The sequence below is a fragment of the Vreelandella mediterranea genome, from assembly GCF_970647075.1.
The window spans coordinates 534,140-557,088 of the sequence record NZ_OZ310198.1 but is presented as its reverse complement, the minus strand read 5'-3'; the positions used below and the strand labels follow the sequence as shown (position 1 = coordinate 557,088).

Annotated in this window: 19 protein-coding genes; 10 read left to right on the top strand and 9 right to left on the bottom strand. The window is 62.0% G+C overall.

Annotation, left to right across the window (positions count from 1 at the left end; genetic code table 11):
• Positions 1–104: 104 nt before the first annotated feature.
• The gene (locus tag ACWFVE_RS02635) at positions 105–524 is read left to right on the top strand and encodes an HIT domain-containing protein (RefSeq protein WP_447527742.1); all 420 of its coding nucleotides are present in this window, start codon (positions 105–107) and stop codon (positions 522–524) included.
• A 1-nt stretch (position 525) separates the two neighbouring features.
• Here ACWFVE_RS02635 and ACWFVE_RS02630 read toward each other — a convergent pair whose 3' ends face one another.
• The 4 genes from ACWFVE_RS02630 to ACWFVE_RS02615 are packed head-to-tail and all read right to left on the bottom strand — an operon-like array spanning position 526 to position 3,225.
• Positions 526–1,605, bottom strand: a complete 1,080-nt coding sequence (locus tag ACWFVE_RS02630) for a nickel/cobalt transporter (RefSeq protein ID WP_447527741.1) — start codon at positions 1,603–1,605, stop codon at positions 526–528.
• Positions 1,606–1,607: 2 nt separating this feature from the next.
• Entirely contained in the window at positions 1,608–2,300 is a 693-nt protein-coding gene (locus ACWFVE_RS02625) for a DUF1007 family protein (protein ID WP_447527740.1), read from the bottom strand.
• On the bottom strand, positions 2,297–2,671 hold the full coding sequence (locus tag ACWFVE_RS02620; RefSeq protein WP_447527739.1) for a hypothetical protein: 375 nt from the start codon (positions 2,669–2,671) through the stop codon (positions 2,297–2,299). Before ACWFVE_RS02620 ends, ACWFVE_RS02625 begins: the two co-directional genes overlap by 4 nt.
• The gene (locus tag ACWFVE_RS02615; RefSeq protein WP_447527738.1) at positions 2,668–3,225 is read right to left on the bottom strand and encodes a hypothetical protein; all 558 of its coding nucleotides are present in this window, start codon (positions 3,223–3,225) and stop codon (positions 2,668–2,670) included. The genes ACWFVE_RS02620 and ACWFVE_RS02615 overlap by 4 nt, the downstream gene beginning before the upstream one ends.
• A gap of 143 nt (positions 3,226–3,368) precedes the next feature.
• Between ACWFVE_RS02615 and ACWFVE_RS02610 the strand changes: the two genes are divergently transcribed.
• Complete coding sequence (locus ACWFVE_RS02610) at positions 3,369–4,514, top strand: glycerate kinase (protein ID WP_447527737.1); 1,146 nt, start codon at positions 3,369–3,371, stop codon at positions 4,512–4,514.
• A gap of 185 nt (positions 4,515–4,699) precedes the next feature.
• Positions 4,700–5,176: a Dps family protein gene (locus tag ACWFVE_RS02605; RefSeq protein ID WP_447527736.1), complete on the top strand. Its 477-nt coding sequence runs from the start codon at positions 4,700–4,702 to the stop codon at positions 5,174–5,176.
• Positions 5,177–5,255: 79 nt separating this feature from the next.
• Here the strand turns inward: ACWFVE_RS02605 and ACWFVE_RS02600 are convergent, their stop codons facing one another.
• Together ACWFVE_RS02600 and ACWFVE_RS02595 are read right to left on the bottom strand one after the other, a co-directional pair.
• Positions 5,256–6,722 (bottom strand): aminoacyl-histidine dipeptidase, encoded by a 1,467-nt coding sequence (locus ACWFVE_RS02600; protein ID WP_447527735.1) that lies wholly within the window; start codon positions 6,720–6,722, stop codon positions 5,256–5,258.
• 32 nt (positions 6,723–6,754) lie between these two features.
• Positions 6,755–8,941: a tRNA(Met) cytidine acetyltransferase TmcA gene (locus ACWFVE_RS02595; RefSeq protein WP_447527734.1), complete on the bottom strand. Its 2,187-nt coding sequence runs from the start codon at positions 8,939–8,941 to the stop codon at positions 6,755–6,757.
• A 273-nt stretch (positions 8,942–9,214) separates the two neighbouring features.
• On the opposite strand from ACWFVE_RS02595, the gene dctP reads away from it, so the two are divergent.
• Genes dctP through ACWFVE_RS02580 form a run of 3 tightly spaced genes read left to right on the top strand, consistent with a single transcriptional unit; the run spans position 9,215 to position 12,201 of the window.
• Positions 9,215–10,309: a TRAP transporter substrate-binding protein DctP gene (gene dctP / locus ACWFVE_RS02590; RefSeq protein ID WP_447527733.1), complete on the top strand. Its 1,095-nt coding sequence runs from the start codon at positions 9,215–9,217 to the stop codon at positions 10,307–10,309.
• 58 nt (positions 10,310–10,367) lie between these two features.
• Positions 10,368–10,883 carry a TRAP transporter small permease subunit gene (locus ACWFVE_RS02585; protein WP_447527732.1) on the top strand — a complete coding sequence of 172 codons (516 nt, stop codon included), beginning with the start codon at positions 10,368–10,370 and terminating at the stop codon, positions 10,881–10,883.
• Positions 10,867–12,201, top strand: a complete 1,335-nt coding sequence (locus ACWFVE_RS02580) for a TRAP transporter large permease (protein ID WP_447527731.1) — start codon at positions 10,867–10,869, stop codon at positions 12,199–12,201. Before ACWFVE_RS02585 ends, ACWFVE_RS02580 begins: the two co-directional genes overlap by 17 nt.
• A 48-nt stretch (positions 12,202–12,249) precedes the next feature.
• Here the strand turns inward: ACWFVE_RS02580 and polA are convergent, their stop codons facing one another.
• On the bottom strand, positions 12,250–15,015 hold the full coding sequence (gene polA / locus ACWFVE_RS02575; protein WP_447527730.1) for a DNA polymerase I: 2,766 nt from the start codon (positions 15,013–15,015) through the stop codon (positions 12,250–12,252).
• Between the two features lie 211 nt (positions 15,016–15,226).
• Here polA and ACWFVE_RS02570 point away from each other — a divergent pair, with 211 nt between their 5' ends.
• Positions 15,227–16,189 (top strand): homoserine kinase, encoded by a 963-nt coding sequence (locus tag ACWFVE_RS02570; RefSeq protein WP_447527729.1) that lies wholly within the window; start codon positions 15,227–15,229, stop codon positions 16,187–16,189.
• Positions 16,186–18,105 carry a biosynthetic arginine decarboxylase gene (speA, locus tag ACWFVE_RS02565; RefSeq protein WP_447527728.1) on the top strand — a complete coding sequence of 640 codons (1,920 nt, stop codon included), beginning with the start codon at positions 16,186–16,188 and terminating at the stop codon, positions 18,103–18,105. The genes ACWFVE_RS02570 and speA overlap by 4 nt, the downstream gene beginning before the upstream one ends.
• Before the next feature lie 99 nt (positions 18,106–18,204).
• On the opposite strand, the gene ACWFVE_RS02560 is transcribed toward speA, so the two are convergent.
• Positions 18,205–18,870 carry a fumarylacetoacetate hydrolase family protein gene (locus ACWFVE_RS02560; protein WP_447527727.1) on the bottom strand — a complete coding sequence of 222 codons (666 nt, stop codon included), beginning with the start codon at positions 18,868–18,870 and terminating at the stop codon, positions 18,205–18,207.
• A gap of 396 nt (positions 18,871–19,266) precedes the next feature.
• Here ACWFVE_RS02560 and ACWFVE_RS02555 point away from each other — a divergent pair, with 396 nt between their 5' ends.
• Together ACWFVE_RS02555 and ACWFVE_RS02550 are read left to right on the top strand one after the other, a co-directional pair.
• Complete coding sequence (locus tag ACWFVE_RS02555) at positions 19,267–19,764, top strand: DUF3015 family protein (RefSeq protein ID WP_447527726.1); 498 nt, start codon at positions 19,267–19,269, stop codon at positions 19,762–19,764.
• Positions 19,765–19,843: 79 nt separating this feature from the next.
• Complete coding sequence (locus ACWFVE_RS02550) at positions 19,844–21,700, top strand: Lnb N-terminal periplasmic domain-containing protein (protein ID WP_447527725.1); 1,857 nt, start codon at positions 19,844–19,846, stop codon at positions 21,698–21,700.
• Between the two features lie 175 nt (positions 21,701–21,875).
• Here the strand turns inward: ACWFVE_RS02550 and ACWFVE_RS02545 are convergent, their stop codons facing one another.
• Positions 21,876–22,682, bottom strand: coding sequence for a Crp/Fnr family transcriptional regulator (locus ACWFVE_RS02545; protein ID WP_447527724.1), 807 nt, complete (start codon positions 22,680–22,682; stop codon positions 21,876–21,878).
• Positions 22,683–22,949: the final 267 nt, after the last annotated feature.

The following is a 22,949-nucleotide window of genomic DNA, read 5'->3' as shown; positions in this document are numbered from 1 at the left end:
GTAACAGCGTTTGGGCCATCGTGCCCGTTTAACGCACCGCCGCTCACCCGAATTAGATAGCAGTTGCCATGCTAGTCGTCAACATTTGAACCTGGAGCCCGCCCATGAGCACCTTTACGCTAGACCCTCGCCTGGCCGCCGATACCCTGGCGCTGGCCGACCTGCCGCTTTGCCGCGCCCTGTTAATGAACGATGCCCGCTACCCCTGGGTGATTCTGGTGCCGCGCTACGAGAGCGCCTGTGAAGTCTTCGAGCTAAGCGCCGAGGACCAAACCCGGCTTTGGCAGGAAGCGACGGCGCTGGGCAAAGCGATGAATAGTGCGTTCAAGGGCGACAAGCTCAATATCGCCACGCTTGGCAACGTGGTCAGTCAACTGCACGTTCACCTGGTAGTGCGCTTTGAAAGCGATGAAAGCTGGCCAGCCCCGGTATGGGGCAGAGGTGAAGCCGTGCCCTACACCCCCACCCAGCAAAGCGAGCGCCGCGAGCTGATTTTGGCGCATATGGACAAGCTCACCTTCTAAATCAGGGGGAGGCGCCAAAGGGCGCGGCGCTGCGCGAGGCGGGTTCGCTAAAAAGCGGCGAACTCGCCGGCTGGTTAAACCCGGCAACCGAAAGCGACACCCCCAGCAGGATAATCACCGCGCCCCCTGCAAAGGCCGCCCAGGCCGCGGTTTTTTCCAGCACGCTTTGGCGCGACTGACGCTTGAGCCGCCGCGTGGCCCAGCCGCGAGCGAAAACGCTTGCCAAGGCCAACGCCGATACCGTCATCCCGGTGCCGACGGACATCGCAACGACCGCCGTCACGCCCACGTAAAACTGCCCTAAAAGCCCCGCAGCGCCCAGCAAAAGCACCGCTCCGGAACACGGGCGCATGCCGATCGCGCCCACGGTCATCAGCGCGGTGCGCCAATCGAGCGCCTGGTCGGGTTCGATATGATGCGCCCCGCCACAGCAGTGGTGGTCGTGGTGGTGGTGATGCGCCGGGCCAGGTGTCGAAGACGGCCTTAGGCTCAAGGGCGAGGCCGCGACCGGCGCAAACGTCGCGCGCGGTGGCGCTCGATAGGCGTGGCGCAGTTGGCGGAGTGCCCGAACGCACAGCCATAAGCCCAAAAGCGCCACCAGCGCAAAGCTTGCCTGCTCGACCCAAACCACGCTGCCCATCGCCTGACGGGTCACGAAGCCAAGCCCCAACACCAGCACCCCCACCATCGCGATGGCGGTGACGCCTTGCAAAAGCGATGCGGCGAAGGAGAGCCCTAGTGCCCGACGGGTCGCCCCGCCGTGGGAAGCGAGATAGGTGGCCAACACCGCCTTGCCGTGGCCCGGGCCCGCGGCGTGGAACACGCCATAGCCGAAGCTTACGCTCAAGAGCGTAAACCACGCCGAGGGCGAAGGCGTACGAGCAAGCTCGGTGACCGCCAGAGTGAGCGAGCGGTGCAGACCGCGCTGCCAGGCAAGCACCTGCAGGCTCGCGCCCTGAAACCAGCCGTACGCTGCGTAGGCTGCCAGCGCCAGGCAGACGGCCAACACCGCCGCGCCGAGGATTTTTTTCTTCGAAGAGGGCTTTTGTACGGCGGGGCTTTTGAAGGTGACATCACGCATGGCTACGACTCGGTGCAGTTAACGTGGCCGGTTTCAGCAAAAAAGCGCCCCAGATCGGGCTCGCCCTGCTCGCCCTTGTCCAGCAACGCGGCCTGTAGCACAAGCTCCGGGTCCGGGTCGGCGGGGGTTACGCTCAAATCGCAGGAAAGCTCACCGGCGAGCGCGAGCGCGCTTTCTGCGGGGGCGCCGTTTTGCTCCTCATGGACCACTTCGATGTAATAGGTCGGATCGAAAATCTGGTACTCGAGCAGCGCGCCGTCGAGCGCCACCGGCTCCGCCAGGGGCAGCGTGAACATGTACACCAGCCGCTCGTTGCGCTTGAGGGTGGTGTACTCGCTAACCTCGCCAAGCGCCTGAGGTTCGCCATCGACCCAAAGCTCGGTGAAATACCCCTGGGCTTCGAGATTCTCGCGTATGTCCTGGCCCAACTGATCCAGCCCCTCCTCGAAACTTGCATCCTCCACCCGAGAGAGCTCATCGAATACGATCAGGCTATAGAACGGGTCCATCCGCCAGGTCTGGCTGAGCGCCGTGGCCCGGCCCTGCTCGTCGGTCAAAACGTTCACGCTCAGGTCGATCCACCCGTGGGGGTGCGCCTGGGCGCCGGGGCTGGCAAGCACGCTCAGCGTAAAGGCCAGGGCGCCAAGCCTCGCCGGGCGTGTCGCCCAGCCGCCCAGTCGGTGCAAAATGCTCAAGGGGCTTCTCCCAGCCGCTGCTGCAGCTCGACAAGCCAGGGGTCGAGCAGGTACGGCGCCAGGGGCGTGGCGCCGCGCAGTGCAGAAACACGTACCTGGCTTGCCGACCCTAGCGGTTCGACCTGCAGCGTCAGGCGGTACTCCGGCCAGCGAGCCAACGCGCCTTCCGCCCGCCCCAGGGCCAAATCGGCGTGGCGAATCACGTAGCCCTGGGCCACCATCAAATCCACCGCCTCGCGGAAGGTGCGCTCCGGCGCGGCGTTAAAGCGAAGCTCGCGCGGGTCGACCGGCTGGGTAGTGGCGCACCCGGCAAGCGCCAGGGCGCAGAACATCAGGGCGGGCGCTGCGAAAGCACGGCGAAAAAGCATCATAAGCGGCTCCCGGAGTGCTCGAAGGCGGGCAGCGCCGACTGAAAGCGCCGGCAGAAGTCGTCGTTGCTGGCGGTGCGCGATTCACGCACATCGCGCACATGATCGAAGCGGCGAATATCACGGGATATACGCACGTGGTCGTTGTGGACCAGCACGCTCACCCGCTCGCTTTCGATGGGCTGCTGACCGATACCGATACCGATACCGGTGCCCACCCCAAGGCCGACCGAGGAGCCGCGGCCGATCCCCAGCCCGCCAAACAGACGCACGCCGGAGCCGTAACGGTAGCCATCGTAGGCGTCGTAATAGCCCACCAGCTCCCGCTCCTTGCTAGCGCTCACCAGGCCAAGGGTGGTATCCGTCGTATCGAGCTCGAAGTCCCAGTTTTCCAGAAGCGCCACGCTCTGGATCACGAGATCCTGCGCGTCGGCGCCCTGGGTTGGAAAGTAGCACGCCGGCGCCGGTGCCGGTTCGGCGCGGGGCAGCTGATCCGGCACGGTCTGACAGCCTGCCAGCGCCATTAAACAGACGACCCCGATCGGTAGTGACTTCATGGGTGCTCCCTCGGCGTTCAAACCGGCTCTTGTAGGGTTGATAACGCAAGCCCTGGTACCCAACCTGGTGCCACGTTAAGCTCAGGCCTTAATTTCTCTTCCAAGACAAACAATTCATCATAAGGTTTTATGGAGGCTGCGTCATGAAGGTTGTGCTCTGCCCCGATAGCTTCAAGGATGCGCTGAGTGCCGAAAAGGCCGCCCAGGCCATGGCAAAAGGCGTCCGCAAGGCGTGCCCCTCGGCGACCGTGCACGCTTGCCCGCTCGCCGACGGCGGTGAAGGAAGCCTCGACGCACTGATTGCCGCCACGAATGCCAGCCGCTGCCAAATCGAGGTACACGACGCCCTGGGCCGGCCCCGCCTGGCCAGCTGGGGCTGGCTCGCTAGCGAGCGTACCGCATTTATAGAACTGGCCGAAGCCAGCGGCTTGCAGCACTTGCCCCCCCAGGAGCGCCGCGCCCTGCACACCAGCACGTTTGGCGTGGGCGAGCTTTTTCGCGCCGCCCTGGACGCCGGCGCCGAAAAAGCTTTGCTACTGCTGGGCGGTAGCGCCACCAACGATGCAGGCGCAGGGATGCTCCAAGCGCTGGGGGCGGTCCTTAAAGATGCCAGCGGGAAAACGCTGGCGCCGGGCGGCGCCGCGCTCGCCTCGCTCGACACCCTGGATCTGTCCGGGCTCGACCCGCGCCTTGAAGCGCTCAGTGTCGAGGCGGCGGTAGACGTGGACAACCCGCTTTTAGGCAGCCGCGGGGCAAGCGCCGTTTTCGGCCCGCAAAAAGGCGCCACTGAGGCGGATGTGGCCACCCTGGATAAAGCGCTCGAGCGCTTCGCCGACGTTAGCGCGGCGGCGCTGGGGGACGACCATCGGGCGCTTCCCGGCGCCGGGGCCGCGGGCGGCATGGGCTTTGCCGCGGCGAGCTTTTTGAAGGCCAACCTGAAGCCGGGTATCGAGATCATCATGGCCCAGGCGAACCTATCCGCGCTGATCGAAGACGCGGATTGGGTGATCACCGGCGAAGGCCGCCTGGACGGCCAGAGCCTGGCGGGCAAAACGCCGATTGGCGTAGCCCGGGCCGCCCGGCCGTACGGCAAACCGGTGGTGGTGCTAGCGGGCAGCCTGGGTGAAGGCTGGCAGGCGTGCCTCGAGGAGGGCGTGACGGCGGCCTTCGCCCTGGCCGACGGCCCCATGACGTTAGAGGAGGCGCTGGCGCGCACCGCCGAGCTTTTGAGCGCGCGCTGCGAAAGTATCACCCGGCTCTACTGCGGCGCCCCGGCGGTTGAAAAATAGCCTGGCCGCCTGCACTTAACAGGGTAGAAGCGGCGGTGATATCGCCACGCTATGAACGCGATACACAAAACCCGTTTTATCGCGCCATTGCCCTTCGCTACTCTAAGCACCACGAAGGTAAGTGCCACGAAGGGCCGAACGCCCAGGAACGGTTTCACAGTACGGTTTTACAGGAAGGAGTCTTTATGTCCGAGTTCAACAGCATTGGTCTACACGAAGGTAGTGCAAGCCAACTGGCCGAGAAGCTCAATCACCTGCTCGCCAACTACCAGATCTTCTACATGAACGTGCGCGGCTACCACTGGAACGTCAAGGGCAGCGACTTTTTCCAGCTTCACGAGAAGTTCGAGGAGCTCTACACCGACCTGCTCACCAAAGTAGACGAAGTCGCCGAGCGTATTCTGACGCTGGGCCACAAGCCGGTTCACGCTTACAGCGACTACGCCAAGCTTTCGCGCCTGGAGGAAGACAAGGACGTACACGATGGCCAGGCCTGCGTTAAAGGCGTGCTCGACGGCTACCAGACGCTGATCGCCCTGCAGCGCGAAGTGCTGGCCCTGGCCTCCGATGCCGACGATGAAGGCACCGCCGCCCAGGCCGGCGACTACATCCGCGAGCAGGAAAAAACCGTGTGGATGTTAAACGCTTATTTGAGCAAGTAACCCGCACCGCATCACAAAAACGGCGCCTGTAGGCGCCGTTTTTGTGAGTACCACCAGCACTTCTGGAACACCGAAGTGGCTAGCGCTTTTGTGCCAGCGCCTCGGTAAAGGCGCGCAGCATTTTCCAGAACTCCTCGACGGAGGCGAGCTCGACCCGCTCGTCCGGCGAGTGGGCGCCGCGAATCAGCGGGCCAAACGAGATCATGTCCAAATGCGGGTACTTGCTGCCCAAGATGCCGCACTCGAGACCTGCGTGGATGACCTTCACCGCGGGCTCGACGCCCAACAGCGCCTGGTGGCGCTCCTTGAACGTGGCCAGCAGCTCACTCTGCGGGTTGGGCGCCCAGCCGGGGTAGCCGTTTTCCACCCGGACACGCGCGCCCATGAGCCCGAACAGCGCACTGAAGCGATCCGCCAGCGCCGTTGTAGCGCTGTCGTGCAGCGAGCGCACCAGCGCACAAAGATGCAGCCGCCCATCCTCCAGGCTGAGGACGCCCAGGTTGTTCGAGGTCTCGACCACGCCCTGAACGTCCGCGCTCATGCGTTCCACCCCACAGGGGGCGGCGTAAAGCGCGGCCACCAGCATGGCGCTGGCATCGCGGGTCAGCGGCTCTTGAGCGCTATCGCCTTCGACCTGTTTGGCCTTTAGCGAAAGGCCAGGGTCACCGCTACCGAGCTCCGCTTTCAGAATGTCTGCGAGCTTTTCCACCTTACCAAGTGCGGCGTCCAGCTCATCGGCGGGCAGCGCTACGGTGGCAAACGCCTCGCGGGGGATCGCGTTTCGCAGCGTGCCGCCGCGGTAGTCGATCAGCCGCGCATCGAGAATATCCAGCGCCCGCAGCGCGCGCACCAGCAAGCGGTTGGCGTTGCCCAGCGGCTTGTGAATGTCTATCCCCGAGTGGCCACCCTTGAGCCCGGTCAGCGAAAGCTCGATCACCGCTTCCTCTTCGCGCAGGGCGCTGCCGGGCAGCTTGGCATCCACCAGCACGTCCGCGCCGCCGGCGCAGCCGATATACGCTTCGCCGCGCTCTTCGCTGTCCAGGTTCAAAAGCAGCGAGCCTTCCAGCCAGTTCTCGTCCAGGTTCAGCGCGCCACCCATGGAGCTCTCTTCCTCCAGCGTGAACAGCGCCTCCAGCGGGCCGTGGGTCAGGGTGTCGTCTTCGAGCAGCGCCAGAATCGCCGCCACACCAAGCCCGTTATCCGCCCCCAGGGTGGTGCCATCGGCGTGTAGCCAGCCGCTTTCGACGTAGGTGCTGATCGGATCTTTAGTGAAATCGTGCGGGGTGTCGGCGTTGGCCTGGGCGACCATGTCCAGGTGGCCCTGAAGGATCACGCCGGGGGCGCTTTCAAAGCCCTGGCTTGCCGGCTTTTTGATACGCAGATTACCGAAGCTGTCGCGATCGGACGTCAAGCCAAGCCCCGCCGCCCAGGCTTCGAGCTTTTCGACCAGCGCGGCCTCGAAACCGGAGGGTCTGGGCGTATTACACAGCGTACGGAAGTGGCGCCATACCAGCGTAGGTTCAAGCGAGTCCAGATGTGCGTTCATGATAGCTCTTTGTGATTCATAACCGTCCTACTCTACCGCTCCCGCTCGTCGGGGAAAAGAGCCCACTCGGCCAGACACCGAACCGCCGCCCGAAGCGCCCGGTTCGCCTCCCGCGGCGCGGGGGCGGGCAGGCGGTTTTGAAACGCCCACGCGGTCAGGGTTTCGAGGGCGTGGGTTGCATCCGAAGGCGCGCCCGGCTTTTCTTGCTCGGCGCTTGCCAAACGCGCCAGCAACGCAAGTGCCGGCCGGGCCAGCGCCGGGTCGCGGTGGGCGTAGGCCACGTCCCGCACGTCCTGGCGCTGCTGCGCATTCAAAGACGCAGGCTTTAGCGCACCGAGCAGTAACACCACGACATCCGGGGCAAGCGTTGGTAGCTCAAACGCGAGCAGACTTTCAAGACCCGCGCTAAAGGAGGCGTCGAGCTCCTTTAGCACCGCTTCGCCTTCCGGGTTGAGCGCGCGCGCCACCATCACCGCGTACTCGCCGGTGGAGGCTTCGCGGGTAACGCCCAGCCGCACCGGTTTGAACCCCAGCGCCCGCCAAAAGCGTAAAAGCGAGGCCTCGGCACCGAAGGTCGCCCCATAAAGCGCCAGGCCGCTTTCCCGCGCGGCCGCGATATCCGCCTCGATCAGCGCCCGGCCCAACCCTTCACGGCGGCGCTGCGGGTGAGTGGCAATACGCGCGACCCGGCGCCAGCGGGCGATGAGTGCGCCGCGGCTGCCGCTGTGGGCGGCCAGCGACTGCGCGAGCAGGTGCCCGCGCGGGCGACGCTCGCCCCGGGCGACCTGGTCGGCGAGCTCGGCCTCGAAGCCCCCTTCTTCCCGGGTCACCAGTACGGCCTGGGGCGCGGCGCCCTCGCCCATCATGCGAAAGCCGGTGCCCGGGCCGTCCATTAGCTGACGCAAATCATTGGGCGTGGTGCGGTAGTGCGACTGAACCAGCAAACCGAAGAGGGTTTCCAGCAGCACCGGGTCGCGGGAAAGCATTGGCTGGGTGAGCGCCTGGGTCGCGCCAGGGGCGCCGCGTTGGAGCCTGGGAAGCGGCGCATCCAGCAGCAGCAGTTTTTTCAGCACCGCTTCCAGCGGGTCCTGGGCGGCCCAGCGCACCGGCGCATCCAGGCGTACTTCGCGCCAGAGCGGGGTTTGGCGCTCGAGTACCTCGCGAAAGCGCAGCGCAAAGCCGCGCCCGGAACCTTCGTAGCCGTGCACGGTGGTGGCAAACGCAATGCGCGGAAACGCCTCGAGCCACTGGGCCAGCAGCCCGGCGGGGATCGCCGCCGCTTCATCCACGAGCAGATAGCGGCCATCGCCGCCAAGCACACCGTCGCTTACCTGCTCGCCGAGTGCCTGGGGCGTCAAGTAGCGCACCGTTTGCCCGCCAGGTAGTTCGAAGTGCCCAGGTCCTTGCCAGCGCCCCGCGGGGCAGAGCGCGCCGAGCCGCTCGGTGAGGCTTACGATAGCATCAAGCGACGGCGCGGTGACGACGATGTCGTTTACGCCGCTTTGCAGCAGCCGCGCGCAGGCGATGCCCAGCGCCGCGCTCTTACCCCGGCCGCGGTCGGCGGTAATCACCAGCGGCCGGCGGCGCTTCAAGCGAGTAATAAGGGAAGCCACCCGCGCCTGGTCGGGGGTTTGGCAGGCCGGGTCTTCCACATAGTGCGGGGCGGGTGGTACCGGGCCAAGCCGGGGCAGCCAGGGCCGGAGCGCTACCGGCCAGCGGACGACATCAGCAGAGGCCGTCAAAATGCCCGCCAGTCGCTGAAGGTAGTAGGCGCTCAGCCCCTGCCAATGCCAGGGGTGGTCGGTAAAGCGAGCGTAGTCCGGGTCCGGCGCGCGGCCCCAGTCCGACGGGGTAATCAGCACGCAAAGCCCGCCTGCGGTTAACGTGCCCGCCAGTACGCCGAGCGCGTCCGGGTCGAAGCCCTGAGCTCCGCTTGCGTCAATCACCACCAACTGGTGCTCGCCCCCCAGCCGGCTGCGCGCTTTTTTGTTGGATAGCGCCGCGACCGGGGCGTCTTCCGGGCTTGCCACCCAAAGCGGCGCGTGCCAAGCCTGGGCTTGCCAGAGCGCCAGCGCCGTTTCTCGGCACGCGCTAGTCTCGCCGTGAAGCCACACCAGCTGGCGCCAGCGGCGCCGCTTCAGGCGTTTGGCGTGGGCGGCCACGACCTGGGCGCAGCGCTTGGAAAAGGGGGCCGATGCATTAGCGGGGCGCTCTATCATGGAAGTTCCTGAACAGGTGGGTCTGGGTCGTTAAGCGCCGGCGTAAGCGGTCCTGCAACGTAAGTCCTGCAACGCGACGCCTGCCCCGGGAATACACTTTCAACGCGGCAAGACCGGCTTTGAGCGTCTACCACCAACGGCTATGGCGCGCGGGCCCGGGGAGTATGCTAGCTTATCGCTGTAGCGCACCCAAGTTGACGTATACGTAAGGCTGCGTTGGTTTTCCTGACCGTTTACCAATACCAACAACATCACACGCTAAGGAAACTCATCATGACGACGATCTCCCGTTTCGCTCTAAGCGCGCTTGCCACCGGCGTGCTCTTCGCCTCCACCGCCCAGGCCCAGCAGCAGTGGACCATGACCTCCACCTGGCCGGACAACCTGGACCTGATTCAGATCGACCGCCATTGGGTGGAGCTGGTCAATAGGCTTGCCGGCGAGGAACTACAAATCAATTTTCGCGCCGGCGGCACCCTGATGCCCGGCACCGAGGTGTTCGATGCCACCGAAACCGGCAGCATCGAGGCCGCCGGCGACTGGCCGGGCTACTGGGCGGGGCTCAACCCGGCGTTCTCACCGCTTGCCACCACTACGAGCCTGTTCAACGGCGTCGATTACCTGAACTGGATTCAGCAGTGGGGCGGGCGTGAGCTCTACGAGGAGATCTACGGCCAGTTCAACATGATGTACCTGCCCTACGGCATCACCAACAACGAATCCGGTTTCATGGGCCGCACGCCGATCGCGAGCATCGCGGACCTTGAAGGCAAGCGCCTGCGCCTTTCCGGCCGCGACCAGGGGCGCGTGCTCGAACGCTTGGGCGGCTCCCAGGTGACCCTGGCCGGCGGCGAGGTGTACCAGGCCATCGAGCGCGGCGTGATCGACGCCGGCGAGTTCTCCACCCCCGGCGTGGACTACAAGGCGGGCTTTTCCGAGGTGGCGGACAACTGGGCAACGCCTGGCTGGCATCAGTCCGCGAGTGTGTTCGGCGTGATGATCAACATGGAGGCCTGGAACGCGCTCGATGAGACGACCCAGGAAAAGCTGCGCATCGCCGCCGACGCCACCATGGCCTGGTCGCTGGCCTGGTCCGAGCGCGCGTCCAACGAGGCGACCCGCCAGTTCATCGAAGACGGCGTGACCATCAACCAGTTCTCCGAGGAGGACCTGGCGCGCATTCAGGAGGTCACCAACGAGGTGATCGTTCAGGGCGCCTGCGAGAACCCGGACCACGCCAAAGTCTACCAGTCGATGGTGAGCTACTTGGAGGACTACGCCACCTGGCGCGATGTCTCCGCCCCCTTCAACATGAGCCGGACCATGGAGAGCCTGCCGTCGCTTTCAGAGATCGAAGCCTGCCTATAAGGCGCGTTGGCCGCTTCGCTAACCACGGGGCGGCTTTGCTGACTGCGGAGGGTTCTCCATGCACGCCATTGCCAAGGCGATCGATGCCGTGAACGAGCTTTTTGGGCGTCTCATCGCGCCCTTGATTGCCGTCATCACCCTGATCGTGCTGTTCGATATCGCCTCGCGCTTTTTCCTGGGCCGACCCAGCGACTGGGCGTTCGACGTCACCAAGATGCTGTTCGGCGCCCACTTCATGCTGATGGCCGCTTACGGCTTGAAACACCACGCCCACGTCGAAGTGGACGTACTCAAGCGCCTGCTCTCGCTAAAGCGCCAAGCGGTGCTGACCCTTCTGGGCTATGCGATCTTCTTCGTGCCGTTCATCTGGATGCTGTTGAAATACGGCTGGCTGTTTTTCGAGCGCTCCTTCAGTCGCGGTGAGACGACCTACGGCATGGTGGCCATTCCCGTCTACCCCATCAAGGGCGTGATCGTGGTGGCCGCCGTACTGATACTGCTGCAGGCCTTCGCCATCGTGCTGCGCGCTTTCATCGCCCTGCGTGAGGAGAGGCGCTATGAACCTGAGTCCTGAACTGTTGGCGCTTTCGATGTTCGGCGGGCTGTTGGTTGGGCTTTTCATGGGCCACCCGCTGGCCTTCGTGCTGGGCGGGGTCGCGGTGATCGGCGCCTTTCTCGGCCCCGGCGAGCGGGTGCTGGGTACATTGATCAACAATATCTTCGGCAACGCCATGGACAACTACGTGCTGGTGGCCATTCCGCTGTTCGTGCTCATGGCGCGGTTTCTCAACGACTCCGGCGTCACCGAGCGCATGTTCGACGCCATGCGGCTGCTTCTGGCCAACCTGCGCGGGGGGCTGGCACTGACCGTGGTGATCGTCTCGATATTGCTGGCGGCGACCACCGGTATCGTCGGCGCCTCGATTGCGGTGATGGGCATGATCGCACTGGTGCCGATGCTGAAATACGGCTACAACAAGGAGCTCAGCGCCGGGGTGATCATGGCCAGTGGCTGCCTGGGGATTTTGATACCGCCGAGCATCATGCTGATCCTGATGGCGAGCTACTCGCCGGTCTCGGTCGGGGCTCTGTTTGCCGGGGCCATGGTGCCGGGCGTGATGCTGGGCACCATGTACGCGCTCTACGTGTTGCTCGTTTGCCACTTCAAACCCTCTTACGGCCCGCCTGTGCCAAAGGAGGAGCGCGACGAGGTCAGCACGCACGAGCTTCTCAAGATGCTGGGCAAGTACGTGGTGCCGCCCATGGCGCTGATTCTGGGTGTGCTCGGGGCGCTGTTTACCGGTATTGCGACGGCCACCGAGGCCTCGGCGATCGGCGTTTTCATCGCCTTTCTGCTCTTTTTGATCTTCGGCGACCGTAAGCTCTCGACCTGTTACCGTACGCTGATCGACGCGGGCAAGACCACCACCATGGTGATGCTGGTGCTGGTGGGCGCCACCGCCTTTACCGGCGTATTCTCCCGGGGCGGCGGCATGCAGGTGATACAGGACTTGCTGCTGGCGATGCCCGGCGGCACGACCGGGGCGCTGATCATGATGTTTTTGTTGGTGTTCGTGCTGGGCATGTTTCTGGACTGGACCGGCATCGTGCTGCTGAGCTTTCCCATCATGCTGCCGATCATCCAACAAATGGGAATCGATCCGCTCTGGTTCGTGGTGATGGTGGCCGTGGTACTGCAAACGTCCTTCCTCACCCCGCCTTTCGGCTACGCGCTGTTTTATCTTAAAGGCGTCGCCCCGCCCGGGGTGGAAATCGTCGATCTCTACAAGGCGGTGATTCCCTTCTGCGCGCTGATTCTGCTCGCCTGCCTGCTGATGGCATTCTTCCCGGTGCTGGTGACGGGCCTGCCGAGCGTAATGATCGGTTATTGAGCTACGTACCGCCGCCCAGGATAGGCGGCGGTAATTCGGGGTCAGTGGCTAGTGCGCCTCGTCCCAGTTATCGCCGGTTTCGGCCTCGACGATCAGCGGTACTTTCAATTCCGCCGCGCCTTGCATGCGTTTTTGCACCTGTTGGATGAACGACTCTACCTGGGTCTCCTTCACCTCGAACACCAGCTCATCGTGTACTTGCATGACCATCAGCGCGTCGAATTCACCCTCGGCGAGCCAGGCGTCGACGTCGATCATCGCCTGCTTGATGATGTCCGCCGCGGTACCCTGCATGGGGGCGTTGATCGCGGTGCGCTCGGCGCCCTGACGGCGGTTGCGGTTTTGCGAGTGGATCTCCGGCAGGTACAGGCGCCGCCCCAGTACGGTCTCGACGAAGCCGTCTTCACCGGCCTGGGTGCGAATGCGCTCCATATAGCGGGCCACGCCCGGGTAGCGGTCGAAATAGCGGTCGATGTAGGTCTGCGCCTGATTGCGCTCGATGTGTAGCTGCTTACCCAGCCCCCAGGCACTCATGCCGTAGATCAGCCCGAAGTTGATCGCCTTGGCGCTGCGGCGCTGCTCATTGCTGACTTTATCAAGCGCCGTGCCGAAGACCTCGGCGGCGGTGGCGGTGTGGATATCCCGGTTTTCGGCGAACGCTTCCAGAAGGCCCTTGTCCTCGGACAGGTGCGCCATGATGCGCAGCTCGATCTGCGAGTAGTCGGCGGCGACGATCTTGTAGCCGGGCCGGGCGACGAACGCCTGGCGAATCTTGCGCCCCTCTTCTGTGCGAATGGGAATGTTCTGCAGGTTCGGGTCGGAGGACGATAGCCGCCCGGTGGCGGTCACCGCCTGGTGGTAGCTGGTATGCACCCGCTTGCTCTGCTTGTTGATCAAGCGTGGAAGCTTATCGGTGTAGGTGGATTTGAGCTTGGAAAGCCCGCGGTGCTCCATGATCACCTTGGGCAGCGGGTAGTCCAGCGCCAGCTCCTCGAGCACGGCTTCCGCCGTAGACGGGGCGCCCTTCGGGGTTTTCTTGAGCACCGGGATTTTTTGCTCATCGAACAGGATCTCGCCGAGCTGCTTGGGCGAGCCCAGGTTGAACTCCCGACCGGCAAGCTCGAACGCCTTTTGCTCGAGCTCGCGAATGCGCGTGTCGAGCTGCTGGCTTTGCGTGTGAAGGCGCTCGTCATCGATGGCCACGCCGTTGCGCTCGATGCGCGAAATCACCTTAATCAGCGGTAGCTCAAGCCGGTCGAGCACCTCGGCCAGGCGGCCCTCTTTTTCGACCAGCGGGCGCAGGGTGTCGTGCAGGCGCAGGGTGATGTCCACGTCTTCGCAGGCGTAGGGCGCGGCTTCTTCCAGCGCGATCTGATTGAAGGTGAGCTGCTTGGCGCCCTTGCCGGCGATCTCCTCGAACGAGATGGTTTTCTCGCCGAGGTACTTGAGCGCCAGGGAATCCATGTCGTGGCGGGTGGCGGTGGAGTTCAGTACATAAGAAGCCAACATGGTGTCCGCCAGGGGGCCGGCAACTGAAATGTCGTAGTTGGCGAGCACGGAGATATCGTACTTCAGGTTCTGGCCGATCTTGACGGTTTTCTCGCCTTCCAGAATCGGCTTGAGCGCTTCGAGCACCGCAGCCCGGTCGAGCTGGGCCGGGGCGTCGAGGTAGTCGTGGGCCAACGGTATATAGGCCGCCTCCCCCGCCTGCAGGCAAAGACCCACGCCGACGATCTCCGCCTCCATGTAGTTAAGGCTGGTGGTTTCCAGATCGAAACAGAACCGATCGGCCTTTGTAAGCCGCTCGAGCCACGCATCGAACTCTTTTTGGTCGGTGATGACGTGGTCTTCCCGCGTCGCGCTGGGGGTGGGTTCGGCCTCCCCGGCCTCACTCGGGGCCGGTTCGCCGCCTTTCACGTCGTCGACGCCTTCATCCTTGCCCTCGAGCAGCTCCACCAGCCACTGCTTGAACTCCAGCATCTGATAGAGCTCGGTGAGCTTTTCCCGGTCCGGGTGGGCGATGTCGAGATCATCGAGGCCCACCGGCAGCTCACAGTCGGTCTTGATAGTGGCGAGCTGGTAGGAAAGGTAGGCCTGGTCGCGGTGCTCCTCGAGCTTTTTGTGCAGCGTCTTGGCGCCGCGAAAGCTCAGCGTTTTGATCTTATCCAGATCACCATAAATGGTATCGAGCCCACCTTCCATGCCCTGCAAAAGGCCGATCGCGGTTTTCTCGCCCACCCCGGGCACGCCTGGGATGTTATCCACCTTGTCGCCCATCAGCGCGAGAAAATCGATGATCAAGGACGGCGGCAAGCCGAACTTGTCTTCCACGCCCGCCACATCCAGGGTCTCGTCCTTCATGGTGTTGACCAGGGTGATATGGGCGTTGACCAACTGCGCCATGTCCTTGTCGCCGGTGGAGATCACCGCGTCGCGCCCGGCTTGTGTTGCGTGAAAGGCGAGCGTGCCGATCACGTCGTCCGCTTCTACGCCTTCGATGCACAAAAGCGGCAGACCCAGCGCCTTGACGCAGTCGTGCAGCGGCTGGATTTGGCCGCGCAGGTCGTCCGGCATGGGCGGGCGGTGGGCCTTGTACTCGCTGTACATCTCGTCGCGAAAGGTCTTGCCGGGCGCGTCGAACACCACCGCCATGGGGCTTTGGGGGTAGTCCTTGATGAGCCGCTTGAGCATGTTCAAAACGCCCTTCACGGCGCCGGTGGGCTGGCCGTTGGAGGCATTGAGCGGAGGCAGCGCGTGAAAGGCGCGGTACAAATACGAAGAGCCATCGACGAGCACGATTGGAGCGCGGGCCATAACCAGTCCCTATTGCAGATCGGGTGAAATGAGCGGTATCGCTTGAGCGTTAATGGTGGTCACTATAGGCCAAAACGCAAGCTGTGGGCGGCCATGATACGCGTTCGTGGGCCAGGGTGCAGAATGGGTACGGCGAGGAAATCACCATAACGCTGCCAACTGGCGAGTCGAGTCGCTACAATGAGCCAACCAAACCCCGGGCGAGAAAACGATGGCTGTATTCACCCCGCTTAGCGACGCGCAGGTCGCCACTTTTCTGGAACGATTCGACGTGGGCCGGTTGGTCGCGCTGGAGGGCGTGGCCGGCGGCACGGAGAATTCGACGTTTTTCGTCACGACCGACCAGCGGGAGCTGGTATTGACCCTTTTCGAGCAAGGCGAGCACGAAGAGCTTCCGTTTTTCGTCGACCTGATGGATTACCTGGACGAGCACCGCATTCCGGTACCCGGCCCGGTGCACGACCATCACGGTACGGCGCTACAAAGCCTGGCGGGCAAGCCGGCGCTTTTGTTTCCCCGTATGCCGGGGCGCCACCCCGCCAGCCCCAATTTGGCGCAGTGCCGGGCGCTGGGCGAGGCGCTGGGCCAATTGCACGTGGTCTCCCAACATTTTCCGGGGCAGCGCCCCAACCCGCGGGATCTAAACTGGCTGGAGGCGGTACACCACAAGGTGCTGGCGTATTTGAGCCCCGCCGATCAAGCGCTGATGAAAGACGAGGTCGACGACTTTCAAAGCGCGTTTGGCCAGGCGGATGCGTTGCCCACCGGGGCGCTTCACGGCGACCTGTTTCGTGATAACACGCTGTTCGAGGGCGACCGGCTTGGCGGTATTATCGATCTTTACAACGGCTGCACCGGCGAGCTCTTATTCGACGTCGCCATCGTGATCAACGACTGGGCAACCGATGAAGACGGCACGCTCAACGCCGAGCGTTACGACACCCTTTTATCGGCGTACATGGCGCGGCGGCCCTTCACCGCGCAAGAGCGTGCGCTGTGGCCGACGATGCTGCGCATGACCGCGCTTCGTTACTGGCTCTCGCGCCTTCTGGTCGTTTATGTCGACCCGCCGGCCCACGATTTGACGCCCCACGACCCGGAGCGTTTTCGCACCATCTTGAAGGCACGCATCGCCCACGGGGCCTTGCCGCTGCCTGAGGCCATTGATGAATGAGTGACTCTTCAAGCTCCCAAAGCGCCGCCCAGCGCGCGCGCCGCACCTGGAACATCGACCAGTGGGGCAGCGGCTATTTCGACGTCAACGAGCAGGGCCAGGCGCTGGTGCGCCCGCTGGGCAGCGACGCCGAGGGCCCGGCACTTGCGCTCAGTACGCTGACCCGGGAGCTGCAAAACGCCGGGCTTCGTCTACCGGTACTGGTGCGCTTTAGCGATATTCTTCACGACCGGGTCGAGCAGCTTTGCAGCGCTTTTGACAGTGCCATGCAGGAAGCGGACTACGCCGGCGGCTATACCGCGGTGTATCCCATCAAGGTGAACCAGCAGCGCCGCGTGGTGGAGGAAATACTCGCCACCGCCGAGCGCGGCAGCGGCCGCGTGGGCCTGGAAGCGGGCAGCAAGCCCGAGCTTATCGCCGTGATGGCGCTCTCGGATGCCGGCTCTTCGCTGATCGTCTGCAACGGCTACAAAGACCGCGAGTACGTGCGCTTGGCGCTGCTGGGCGAAAAGCTCGGTCACAAGGTGTATCTCGTGGTCGAAAAGCTCTCCGAGCTTTCGATGATTCTCGAAGAGGCCCGCGCGCTCGAGGTGACCCCGCGTATCGGCCTGCGCGCCCGGCTCGCCTCGGTGGGCAAAGGCAAATGGCAAAACACCGGCGGCGAGAAATCCAAGTTCGGTCTCACCGCCAGCCAGATTCTGCAGGTGGTCGACACCCTGCGAAGCCAAAACGCTTTGGAAAGCCTGCAGCTGGTGCACTTCCACCTGGGCTCGCAGATCGCCAACATTCGCGATATTCAGCGCGGGCTGCGCGAGTGCGCCCGTTTCTACCAGAACCTGATCGCCCTGGGCGCGCCGGTGGATACGGTGGACGTGGGCGGCGGCCTGGGGATCGATTACGAGGGCACGCGCTCGAGAAGTGACTGCTCGGTGAACTACTCGATGCGCGAGTACGCCCGCAACGTGGTCAACGCCTTCGCTCAGCTTTGCCAGGAGGCGAACTTGCCCGCCCCGCACCTGATCAGTGAATCCGGCCGGGCGCTGACCGCCCACCACGCGGTACTAATCACCAACGTGATCGGCGAGGAGCGCATCGACGACACCCCACCGGTGCGCGAACAACAGGACGACCCCCAGGTGGAAGCGCTCTGGCGCGTTTTCGACCAGCTCGAGAGCGCTCAGGAGCCCCGCGTGCTGGTCGAAGCCTGGCACGACGTGCTACAGGCGGTCAGCGAGCTGCACGAACGCTTCGTAATGGGGCTTTCCAACATCGACGCCCGCGCCCAGGGCGAGCGCCTCTATATGGCGACCTGCGCGCGCCTGCGCGGCCAGCTGGATACCCGCAACCGCGCCCACCGCGAGATCATGGATGAGCTGGCCGAGAAACTCGCCGACAAGCTTTTCGTGAACTTCTCGCTGTTCCAGTCGGTGCCGGATGTCTGGGGGATCGAGCAGATCTTCCCGGTGCTGCCACTGACCGGGCTGAACGAGGCGCCCACCCGCCGCGCGGTGATTCAGGACATTACCTGCGACTCCGACGGGCGTATCGACAGCTACGTGGACGGCCAGGGCGTTGAAAGCACCCTGCCGCTACCCGAGTGGCCCGAAAACGAAGAGCGCTGGCTCGGCTTTTTCCTGGTGGGCGCCTATCAGGAGATTCTGGGCGACTTGCACAACCTGTTTGGCGACACCGACTCCGTCGACGCCGCCCTGGGCCAGAACGGCGAGTGGGTGCTCTCCAACCCGCAAGCCGGCGATACGGTGGCCAACGTGCTGGGCTACGTGAACTTTGACGCCGCGGCCCTCAAGCGCAAACTGTTCGACCAACTCACCAGAAGTGGTTTCTCCGAGGCCGAACAAGAGAGCTTCGCCGCGAGCCTCAACGAAGGGCTTGAAGGCTACACCTATCTTGAATGATGGGCCTCTAGCTTGAATGACGCTCGAACGGCAAACATGTAGCGCAGACGCAAAAACGCCGCCGGCCCCAAGGGTCGGCGGCGTTTTTAATGCCTGCTTTTATTCGACGACGGTGGTATTCACCTCGAGCCCGCCGGTCAGCGTCAGTTTGAGCGCCGCGCCACGAGGCAGCTCGCCGACACCCGCCGGCGTGCCGGTCAAGATCACATCCCCAGGCTCCAGGGTGAAATGGCGGCTCATTTCCGCCACCAGCGTCGGGATCGCAAACAGCATATCCGCGCCTTCGCCGTACTGGCGCTGCTCGCCGTTGATATCGAGCGTAAACGTCAGCGCGTTCCAGTTGGGCACCCGGCTAAGCGGCAAAAACGCCGAGAGCGGGCACGCCCCGTCAAAGGCCTTGGCGGTTTCCCAGGGGTGGCCCTTCTCTTTGAGCTGGGTTTGCACGTCGCGAAGGGTTAGATCCATCGCCAGGCCAATGCCGACAATAGCGCGCTCGGCCTGTTCGTGGGTCGCGTGGGTCAGCGTTTCGCCGATCAGCAGCGCAAGCTCGGCTTCATAGTGCACATCACCGCGGGAGAAGGGAGGATCCAACGGTTTGGTAATATCGACCACGCTGGTCGCCGGCTTGATAAACAGCAACGGCTCGCTCGGAACAGGATTTTGCAGCTCTTTGGCGTGGTCGGCGTAGTTACGGCCAACGCACACGACCTTACCCAGCGCGTGGGGAAATTCCTGGCCATCGGTAAACTGTGGAACAAAACGCATGGCGGGTACTCTCCTTCTCATTATACGTGCCGCATACTCAACGACAGGCGCATTAGTCTACCCCACCCGACTACCTGTACGACAACCCTCCCCCGCTTTTTTGCCAAGAACGTCAAGGCCACCCGCGCACCGCGCCGCCAGCGCTGCTTTTCCAAGCCAACCCGAACACCTTTACTGCTGGCGAATAAAAAAGTCAATATTAACAATCATTAATAATCAAAGTATACTTACAATTACAAATTGGCTAATTATACTTTGCAATCTCGATTGCCGTGGCTACCTTCGTTAATAGAGCCCGCCGGTGTCGGCAACGATGTAAATCTTATTGGGAGACGACGGCCCTCCTGATGAAGCGCTGAACAAGGTCGTCATACTTGAACAAGGGAACTAGAAAAAATGAAACTAATGACGCTTTCTGCCGCCACGCTGACCGGCTGCCTGATGGTAATGGGTACCAGCACCGCCGCTGCAGAAACGAGCCAGGATATTAACCCTTGGCAGCATTGCGGTATTGGCGCCGCGATTTTTGATAACAACACCACAGCAGCGGCACTCTCAAACGTTATCTGGGACTCGGGCTCTACCGCTGTGACATCTGCGACCATTTCGCCGGATACCTGCAGCAGCAAGGAAATCGAAGTGGCCCAGTTCATCGACACCACTTACGACCAGTTGGCCATGGAAACCGCCATGGGTGAAGGTGAGCATTTGACTGCCGCCCTTGGCCTGATGGACTGCTCGGCCAGCGCTCAGCAAGAGGTAGTGAGCCAGTTGCGCACCGATCTGCAAGCCAGCACCGCGTCTACCGGTTACGCCGACCAGGCCCACGCCGATAAAGCCTTTCAATTTTACACCAGCCTGAACCAAGCCACCGTTAGCTGTTTTGCTAGCTAAGTGACACTGCGGGGCCGATGAACGTTCGGTCTCGCTATTCCCACCCCGCTCGACCGATCAATGTGAGGATGAGTTTGCCATGCGACGCCTTCTGGTAGCGCTTTCAGCGTGCCTGTCTCTTTACGTGGGCGTTAGTCAAGGCGCACAACTCGCGCTTTCTAATCATCCACAGTGGCATTCGCTGCTGCACTTTGACCGAGCGGGCACGTTTAGCCAGCCGCGCAGCGCCGTACTGGATGACGCTTTCTTCCTGGCCGAGAATGGCCCGTTCGACCCGCAAGCAGAGCTTGCCGCAACGCTTGCGGCCCTGCGCCTGCCCGCTCGAGCACGTGAACCCCACGCGCGCTGTCGGTTTCCCGCTCGTGCGCGCTGGCTGACCCAAATGACCGGCGAGCAGTGGCCTGAAGCGTCCTGCCCCGAATGGGATGACTGGCAGAGCCGTTATGGTGGTTCAGAAGTCGGGCTGATGTTTGCCTCGGGTTATCTGGGTAACCCTGCCTCTTTCTTTGGTCACCTGATGCTACACCTGGAAAAAAGCGACGAAGATGGCGCGACCTCGGTCTCACGGCTTCTTGATACAAGCTTCAACTTCGGCGCCGATGTTCCAGCGGATGACGGTCTTGTAACCTATATGGCCAAGGGGATGCTGGGCGGCTACGAAGCCCGCTACTCTCACGCCTCTTTTTACCGTAATAACACGGTCTACAGTGAGCGCGAGATGCGCGATCTATGGCACTACCGACTCAATCTACCGCTAGAGAAGCGCGAGCTTCTGATAGCGCATCTTTATGAAATCCGCAGCCAGCATTTCGACTACCTGTTTCTTACCCAGAACTGCGCCTCACGCATTGCCCGTACCCTCGAGCTCGTCATTGACCGGGACCTGACGCCTGGCCGCGCGCTCTGGGTGGCACCGGAAACGCTGATACGCGCTATCGGCGAAACACAAGGGGACAATCAGCCACTACTCCAGGAGACACGGCACGTGCCCTCGCGGCGCCTGCAAACCGAACGCCACTACCAGGCACTCAACCGTCAGGAGCAGCAGGCTGTACCCAGTACCTGGCCGGACATAGAGAAACTCGAACTCAACAGCACGGTATTGCGGGCATTGCCCGCGGCAAGCCAGGCCCGCGTGCTGGATACTTTGCTAAGTCATGCCGCGTTTCTAAAGCAAGCCGGTGATGCGCCCAACCAGGCCGAAACCGAACGCCGATTGCTTCAAGCGCGCCTGGCCCTCCCCCAGGCAAGCACTTCACAAGCACCTGGAGCGTTAACACCGTTACACGAGGCCACGCCCTCTTCCCTGGTACGCGTTGAGGGGCTTTACAACGACGAACAGGGCGAGGCTTTGCGCCTGACATTAAGGCCCTTGCAATACGATTTGCTGGATAGCAATACCACCCGAATGCCCAACGCCGCGCTCGAGATTGGCCGCGTCGAGTTATCCCTTACCGATGAGACCGCCCGCCTGCGTCGGCTATCACTGTTTCATATCACCAACTTGCACGCCCAGAGCGTTCCACTACCCACCTTGCCCAGTGCCGCCTGGCACGCATCCGGCGGTATCGAACGCTCGAACCTTGCCTGCCATGGCTGCCTGGAGGCACATACAACACTTTTAGCGGGGAAGTCGTTTCGTGTTGGGCGCTACCTGCCCTTTGCCATGGTGGGCGGCCAGGCACGTACAGAGCGCTATCAATCGGGCGCGGTTGCCCCATCAGCCCAACTGGGCGTACTGACCGAGTGGAGCGCGGCCCAGCGTACCCTGCTACAGGCCACGCATACCGACTCGTTCAAGGGCGCGGCCGGGCGGCGTACCCACTGGCAACTGCAGCACCGTTTGGCGATCGACAAATCACTGGACGCCCGCATCGGTATAGAACACGACGAGCGTGCCGAAGAGGTCAGTATCGGTTTATCATGGTATTTCTAGGGTCTGTCTGAAAAGTCGACGAGCGAAGACAAGACAAGGCAAAAATTGGCGAAAAAACGGAGTTTACACGTGTAAATGAGTATTTTGAGCCAATTTTTAACGCCGTATTGTCGAGCGCAGGCACTTTTCAAACAGAGCCTAAGCCGCTTGCATGACCGGTACAAAGCAGAACATCTCAGTTCGAGTACACATGCCCATAAATCAGCCGCTCGTCAAAGCCCGTTGCCTCAATCAAACGCTCGGGTTCGAGCAGTTTTATGGCGGCACGATTTTTTCGGATCAGCTTTTTCTGCTCCAGCGTGGTCATACAGCGGCTAACGTGCACGCTGGTCATTCCTAAAAGCTCACCAATGACCTCTTGAGTAATGGGAAGCGTGAAAAAGTCTGTATCGCTCGCCTGCTTGAACCGGTAGCGGGCATATACTTCGAGCAGGTAGTGGGCGACTCGCTCTTCCGCCTTGTGGTGGGTGCAGCTTCTTAACCGTGCAATGGCGATATTGTCATTGACCATGACATAAGAAATAATCGCCTTTCTTATGTCATCGTGTATTTCAAACAGTGCGTGAACCTCTTCAGCGGACACACGCTCCAGCTCGCAGTTTTGTAGCGCCACTATGGCAACATCGTTAGTGTCGAAAAAACTTTCACGCAGACCTACAATATCGCCAGGCATATAAACGTTACATATATCCTGCCCGTGATTTTTAACTGATTGGCAAATACTGACCCATCCCTTTTTAACGATAAAAAGTTTGGGCTTCCCTTCCTGTAGAAAAAACAGCTTCTGGTGGCGCTTTAGCTCGACTTTTTTGACAGCAATTCGAGTCAACAGCTCATTGGATTTCTCGCTAACAACGCCATAAAGACTTAGCGCTTTCGCAAGCGAGATATTTTTCTCATGCTTTACAATAGTGTTTGGCGACGAAGTATAACTACTATCTTTCATCAAATCCTGTCCATCAGCGCCATACCTGCTACGCATTCTCAACACTCCATTACCGCTATACAAAAGTTATGATTTTAAAAGACAAAATACAGGGCGCGTACACATATATAACGGAACAGCCAAATGGACGAAAAATATAGCAACACTCATAACCAGGTCTAACCCTGACCAAAGAGAATATTATTAATAAATGTTAATAAAATGCACCGACTACTCAGCCTGTATTTCTAAAGTCCTTGTATCTTTCGATCGCGGCTAAATGATTAAACAAAAAGGCTTTTTTTGTCAAAGAATAAAGCACGC